Source organism: Pseudonocardia pini, from assembly GCF_013870575.1.
GTDB classification, from domain to species: Bacteria; Actinomycetota; Actinomycetes; order Mycobacteriales; family Pseudonocardiaceae; genus Pseudonocardia; species Pseudonocardia pini.
The window spans coordinates 1-5,747 of sequence record NZ_JACBXB010000341.1 but is presented as its reverse complement, the minus strand read 5'-3'; the positions used below and the strand labels follow the sequence as shown (position 1 = coordinate 5,747).

Below are 5,747 nucleotides of genomic sequence, written 5' to 3'. Positions count from 1 at the left end.
GCGGGCACCGAGCCACGTCAGCCGCAGCTGCAGCCCGGTCTGGGCGGGCCCGGTGGTGATCACGGCGGGGCTGTCGTGCAGCCCGCCGACCATGCTGGTGAACGACCCGGGGGAGCGGCCCGGATCGGGCATGCGCGCGATGTCGACGGTCCCCTCGAGGCAGAGCAGGAAGGTCAGGTGCCCGCCGGGCACACCCATGTGCACCCCGGGTTCGGCGGCGGGCATCCGGTAGCCGGAGTAGAGGTCGACCAGCGACCGCAGGGCGGGCGCCGGTCGCGCCCACACCATCTCCGTCATGGCCGGGAGCCTAGAGCTCCGAGGCGCGGTGCGCGCCCAGTGACCGGAGCCAGGCGACGACGTCGGCGGCGCCGGCGCGCTCGGCCGCGTCCAGCGGCGTCAGACGCTCCCACTCCGGCAGGTGGTCGATCGCGGCACCGCGCCCCGCCAGCAGCTCCGCGGCCGCGAGGCTGCCGCCGTGGCAGGCGTACCAGAGACAGAGGTCCGGATCGTCGACCGCGGTGAGCCGGTCCAGCAGCCCGAGCGCGGCGGCCTCCGCCTGTGGCACCGCCGCGCCGCGCTCGACCAACCGGGCCGCCGTGCGGCGCTGCCCGAAGGCCACCGCGTCGGAGAGCGGGGTGCCGTCGGCGATCACGGAGCCGTCGGCGTCGATGTCCGCGCCGAGGTCGAGGAGCGCGTCGAGGAGCGGGACGTCGTCGTTGCTCGCGGCCCAGTGCAGCGGGGTCTCGCGGTGGGGACCGACGAACCGGGCGTTCACGTCCGCCCCGGCCGCGACCAGTGCCGCGGCCGTCGCCGGGCCGTGCGGACGGTTCCCGGGCCAGTCCGCGAGGACGTGCAGGAGCGTGCGCTGCCCGTCCGGGCGGGCGTGCACGAGACCGGGGTCGGCGGCGACCAGCTCGGCGAGCCGCTGGAGATCGCCCGCCCGCACCGCCTCGACCACGTTCACAGGGTCAACATCATGCGCACGTTGCCGAGGGTGTTGGGCTTCACGTGCGCGAGGTCCAGGAACTCCGCCACACCTGCATCGTACGAGCGCAGCATCGCGGCGAACACCTCCTGTGACACCGGTGTGCCGTCGATCTCGACGAAACCGTGCCTGCCGAAGAACTGTCTCTCGAAGGTCAGCACGAACAACCGCCGCAGCCCCAGCTCCTGCGCGCCCCCGATCAAGGCCGACACGATCGCGTGCCCGACGCCGCGCCCGACCGTCGAGGGATGGACCGCCACGGTGCGGATCTCGCCCAGGTCCTCCCACAGCACGTGCAGCGCGCCGCAGCCCACGACCTCGCCGTCGAGCTCGGCGACCAGGAACTCCGGCACCGCCTCGTAGAGCGTGACGATCTCCTTGGCGAGCAACACCTTGCCCGCATAGTTGTCCACGAGGGACTTGATCGTCGTCACGTCGGCGGTGCGCGCCCGCCGGACGGCCACCGCTGCCATGGCGGTGCAGCGTAGATCATGCGGACCCCCCGGCTACGCTGGAGGCCGTGAGTTCCCCTGCCGAGCCCCGTCGGGCCGCCCTGCTGACATTGGGCTGCGCCCGCAACGAGGTCGACTCCGAGGAGCTGGCGGGCAGGTTGGCCGGTTCGGGCTGGGAGCTGGCGGAGGCGGACGAGGCGGACGTCATCGTCGTCAACACCTGCGGGTTCGTCGAGCAGGCGAAGAAGGACTCGATCGACACGCTGCTCTCGGCGTCGGACGTGGCGAGGAACCGCGGGGCCAAGGTCGTCGCGGTCGGCTGCATGGCCGAGCGGTACGGCAAGGAGCTCGCGGACTCCCTCCCCGAGGCGGACGCGGTGCTGGGCTTCGACGCCTACCCCGAGCTCGCCGAGCGCCTGCAGGACGTCCTCGACGGCCACGCGCCGATCTCGCACGTCCCGGTCGACCGGCGGACCCTGCTGCCCATCGCCCCGGTCGAGCGTCAGGCCTCCGAACGCGCGATCCCGGGGCACGAGTGGGTTCCCCGCGCCCGCCTGCAGTCCGGGCCCGTGGCGTCGCTGAAGCTCGCGAGCGGCTGCGACCGGCGCTGCGCCTTCTGCGCGATCCCGTCCTTCCGCGGCTCCTTCGTCTCGCGCAAGCCGGAGGAGATCCTCGGCGAGGCGGCGTGGCTGGCCCAGGAGGGCGTCCGCGAGCTGGTGCTGGTCAGCGAGAACTCCACGTCGTACGGCAAGGACCTGCCCGGCGGCACCCGCGCGCTCGTCGACCTGCTGCCCCGGCTCGCGGCGATCCCCGGCATCGAGCGGGTGCGGGTCAGCTACCTGCAGCCCGCTGAGACCCGGCCGGACCTCCTGCAGGTCATCGCGACCACCGACGGCATCGCGCCCTACTTCGACCTGAGCTTCCAGCACGCGTCGGCCACGGTGCTGCGCCGGATGCGCCGCTTCGGCTCGGTCCCGGACTTCCTGGACCTCTGCGCGCGCATCCGCGCGGCGGCGCCGGAGGCGGGGATCCGCAGCAACGTGATCGTCGGGTTCCCGGGGGAGACCGAGGAGGACCTCGCCGACCTGGAGACGTTCCTCACCGGTGCCCGGCTCGACGCCGTCGGCGTCTTCGGCTACTCGGACGAGGACGGCACCGAGGCCGCGGGCTACGAGGGCAAGCTGGACCCGGACGAGGTCGCCGCGCGCGTCCAGCGGATCTCCGCGCTGGTGGACGAGCTGATGAGCCAGCGGGCCGAGGACCGGATCGGCACCGAGGTCGTCGTGCTGGTGGAGACCGCCGAGTCGGACACCGAGGACGCCGTGGGCCGCGCCGCGCACCAGGCCCCGGAGGTCGACGGCGAGTGCGTCTTCGCCGCGGGGGACGTGCCGCTCGTCCCGGGGTCGTTCGTGCGGGCCGAGGTGGTCGACTCCGAGGGGGCCGACCTCGTCGTGCAGGCGATCGAGGTCGTCGTCGAGGCGCCCGAGCTCGCCGCGGTGGGAGCGGGATGAGTGCGGTGCCGGCGGAGGAGCACGTGCCCCCGCCGGAGGACGCGGTCCCGCTGCTCAACATCGCCAACGTGTTGACGGGGATCCGGATCGCCCTCGTCCCGTTCTTCCTGGCCGCGCTGCTGGCCGCCGACGGCCACGACGTCCGCTGGCGGCTCGGCGCCTTCCTGCTGTTCGCCGTCGCCGCGATCACCGACCGGTTCGACGGCGAGCTGGCCCGCAAGCGTGGCCTGGTCACCTCGTTCGGCAAGATCGCCGACCCGATCGCGGACAAGGCGCTGATGGGCGCCGCCCTCATCGGGCTCTCGATCCTGGCCGTCCTGCCCTGGTGGGTGACCGTGGTGATCATGGGCCGGGAGGTCGGCGTGACCCTGCTGCGGTTCTGGGTCATCCGGATCGGTGTGATCCCCGCGAGCCGCGGCGGCAAGGCGAAGACGCTGGTGCAGACGTTCGCGATCGGGCTCTTCGTGCTGCCGCTCACCGAGCTGATGCCCGCCGTGGCCGGCGCGGTCGACGGCGTCCGGTGGGCGTTCATGATCGCCGCGCTGGTGCTGACGGTGGTCACCGGCGCCGACTACGTCCACCGCGCCTTCCGCCTCCGCAACGCGGCGCTCCAGTAGCTGTTCGCCCACAGCGGAAGGGTCCCGGGCTGCGCCGCGGGGACGCGCGGGCGCCGGACTGGGTACGGTGGGTGCACGTCGTCGGTCTCCGACGGCGGGGCACTCGGGTCCGACGAGGAGGGGTGGGCGCATGGCTCTGCTGCTGCGTGAGGCGATCGGTGGCAGCCTCCGGCGTGCCCGCACCCTGCGGAAGCGCACCCTGCGGGACGTCTCGCGGGCGGCGCGGGTGAGCCTCGGCTACCTGTCCGAGGTCGAGCGCGGCCGCAAGGAGCCCTCCAGCGAGCTCCTCGCCGCGATCTGCGAGGCGCTCGACGTCTCGCTGCCGGACCTGCTCGCCGAGGTGATCGGCGAGATGACGGCCACGGAGCGCGAGCTGGAGTTCGTCGGCCGCACCGACACCCTGGTCCCGATCGGGCAGCGACACGCCGACCTGCGCCTGGCACCCGTGCGGGCACCGATGGGCGCCCGCCCCGGCACGCCGGTCGCCTCCGCCGCCTGAGCATCCGCTGAGGACCTGTCTGCTTCGTCCGGATCGCCGGACGTCGGCTCGTCCGGCCCGGTAACCTGTTCCCAGGGTCGCCCCGACGGCGGCCTCCGGACGATCCCCGATATCGTCCGTGCGCGGTGGCGTCAGCCCGGTCCGCGATGCCACGATGGGCCCCATCACGGCGGTCGCGGGGGGAACGCGCGGTCCGCTCGACCAGGCGGTACCGGATTCGTACTCGGAGGTAGGCGGACAGATGGCCAACGGTTTCACGAAGGCCTGGAAGTACCTGATGGCCCTGTTCTCGTCGAAGGTGGACGAGTACGCGGACCCCAAGGTGCAGATCCAGCAGGCCATCGAGGATGCACAGCGCCAGCACCAGGCGCTCTCGCAGCAGGCGGCCGCCGTCATCGGCAACCAGCGCCAGCTCGAGATGAAGCTCAACCGGCAGCTGGGGGAGATCGAGAAGCTGCAGGCCTCGGCGCGGCAGGCGCTGGTGCTGGCCGACCAGGCGCGCGCGCAGGGCGACGAGCAGAAGGCGGGCCAGTACGAGCAGGCGGCGCAGGCCACGGCCACCCAGCTCGTCACCGCCGAGCAGTCGGTCGAGGACCTCAAGACGCTGCACGACCAGTCGATCGGCGCGGCCGCGCAGGCCAAGCAGGCCGTGGAGCGCAACGCGATGCAGCTCCAGACGAAGATCGCCGAGCGCACGAAGCTGCTCAGCCAGCTCGAGCAGGCGAAGATGCAGGAGCAGGCGGCCAAGTCGCTGCAGCAGATGACCGAGCTCTCCGCGCCGGGCAACACCCCGTCGCTGGAGGAGGTCCGGGACAAGATCGAGAAGCGCTACGCGAACGCCGTGGGCGCCTCGGAGCTCGCGCAGAACTCGGTCCAGGGCCGGATGCTCGAGGTGCAGCAGGCCACCGTCGACATGGCGGGTGCCAGCAGGCTGGACCAGATCCGCGCGTCGATGGCGGGGAACTCGATCACCGGGGCGGAGAAGCCGACCCAGCAGATCCCGGCCTCCCCGCAGTCGGCGCCCCAGGCCACGCAGGCCCAGGAGCAGCCCGGCACCGCCTGAGCCCCCTCGTCCGGACGGCACCTTCGCCTGCGCGAAGGTGCCGTTCGTGCGTTCAGCGGGTCCGGGCCCGCTCCGTCACGACCGTGACCAGCCCGGCGAGCAGCAGCAGGGCCGCGAGGCCCACGAGGACCGCCGCGATGCCGGGCGCCGTCGTGTGCTGGTCGCCGAGGGCCTCGATCACCGCCGCGGCCACCACCACCCCGACACCGCCCACGCAGATCAACAGGGTGAGCGTCACCGAGGTGCCCTCGGCGGAGCGCTCGGGTGGCAGCACGTTCTGCACGGCCAGCTGACCGAGGGCGAACCCCATGCCGGTGGTGAGCCCGCACAGCGCCAGCGCGACGACGTAGAGCGGCAGCGGTCCCGCGACGGCCAGCAGGAGCAGGGCGGGCGCCGACAGCAGCAGCGCGACCCCCATGACGATCCCGGGCGGGAACCGCACCGACAGTCGTCCGGCGAGCGGGCCGCAGGAGGCCAGCCCGACGGACGAGACGAAGAAGAGCAGGCCCGCGGTCGCGGCGGAGAGCCCGCGCACGGTCTGCAGGTCGAGCGTGGCGGCGACGACGTAGACGCACGAGCCGATGTTGGCCGCGGTCCCGGCGAGACCGAGCACCACGATG

7 protein-coding genes and 1 pseudogene are annotated in these 5,747 nt (G+C 73.1%); 4 read left to right on the top strand and 4 right to left on the bottom strand.

Features of this window, described 5'->3' with window-relative positions; all coding sequences use genetic code 11:
- From H5J29_RS18905 to H5J29_RS18895, 3 genes and pseudogenes are all read right to left on the bottom strand, one after another.
- A pseudogene (locus H5J29_RS18905) lies at positions 1-297 on the bottom strand (AraC family transcriptional regulator); the annotation flags it as partial.
- A 10-nt stretch (positions 298-307) separates the two neighbouring features.
- A complete protein-coding gene (locus H5J29_RS18900) occupies positions 308-964 on the bottom strand; it encodes an ankyrin repeat domain-containing protein (protein ID WP_181782311.1) in 657 nt (218 codons plus the stop codon).
- Positions 961-1,458, bottom strand: a complete 498-nt coding sequence (locus H5J29_RS18895; protein WP_181782309.1) for an amino-acid N-acetyltransferase — start codon at positions 1,456-1,458, stop codon at positions 961-963. The genes H5J29_RS18900 and H5J29_RS18895 overlap by 4 nt, the downstream gene beginning before the upstream one ends.
- Before the next feature lie 47 nt (positions 1,459-1,505).
- Here H5J29_RS18895 and rimO point away from each other — a divergent pair, with 47 nt between their 5' ends.
- The 4 genes from rimO (at position 1,506) to H5J29_RS18875 (ending at position 5,127) form a co-directional block, all read left to right on the top strand.
- Entirely contained in the window at positions 1,506-2,948 is a 1,443-nt protein-coding gene (gene rimO, locus H5J29_RS18890) for a 30S ribosomal protein S12 methylthiotransferase RimO (protein ID WP_181782307.1), read from the top strand.
- Positions 2,945-3,565, top strand: coding sequence for a CDP-diacylglycerol--glycerol-3-phosphate 3-phosphatidyltransferase (pgsA, locus tag H5J29_RS18885; RefSeq protein ID WP_181782306.1), 621 nt, complete (start codon positions 2,945-2,947; stop codon positions 3,563-3,565). The genes rimO and pgsA overlap by 4 nt, the downstream gene beginning before the upstream one ends.
- A gap of 130 nt (positions 3,566-3,695) precedes the next feature.
- Entirely contained in the window at positions 3,696-4,064 is a 369-nt protein-coding gene (locus H5J29_RS18880) for a helix-turn-helix domain-containing protein (protein WP_181782304.1), read from the top strand.
- Positions 4,065-4,305: 241 nt separating this feature from the next.
- Entirely contained in the window at positions 4,306-5,127 is an 822-nt protein-coding gene (locus tag H5J29_RS18875; protein WP_181782302.1) for a PspA/IM30 family protein, read from the top strand.
- A gap of 52 nt (positions 5,128-5,179) precedes the next feature.
- On the opposite strand, the gene H5J29_RS18870 is transcribed toward H5J29_RS18875, so the two are convergent.
- Positions 5,180-5,747: MFS transporter (locus H5J29_RS18870; RefSeq protein WP_181782300.1), on the bottom strand; the 568-nt coding region annotated here is incomplete at its 5' end.

Bases quoted from the DNA above. Each gene is read 5' to 3' on its own strand.
- H5J29_RS18880 (WP_181782304.1), top strand. From the start codon at position 3,696: ATGGCTCTGCTGCTGCGTGAGGCGATCGGTGGCAGCCTCCGGCGTGCC.
- pgsA (WP_181782306.1), top strand. From the start codon at position 2,945: ATGAGTGCGGTGCCGGCGGAGGAGCACGTGCCCCCGCCGGAGGACGCG.
- H5J29_RS18895 (WP_181782309.1), bottom strand. From the start codon at position 1,458: ATGGCAGCGGTGGCCGTCCGGCGGGCGCGCACCGCCGACGTGACGACG.
- H5J29_RS18875 (WP_181782302.1), top strand. From the start codon at position 4,306: ATGGCCAACGGTTTCACGAAGGCCTGGAAGTACCTGATGGCCCTGTTC.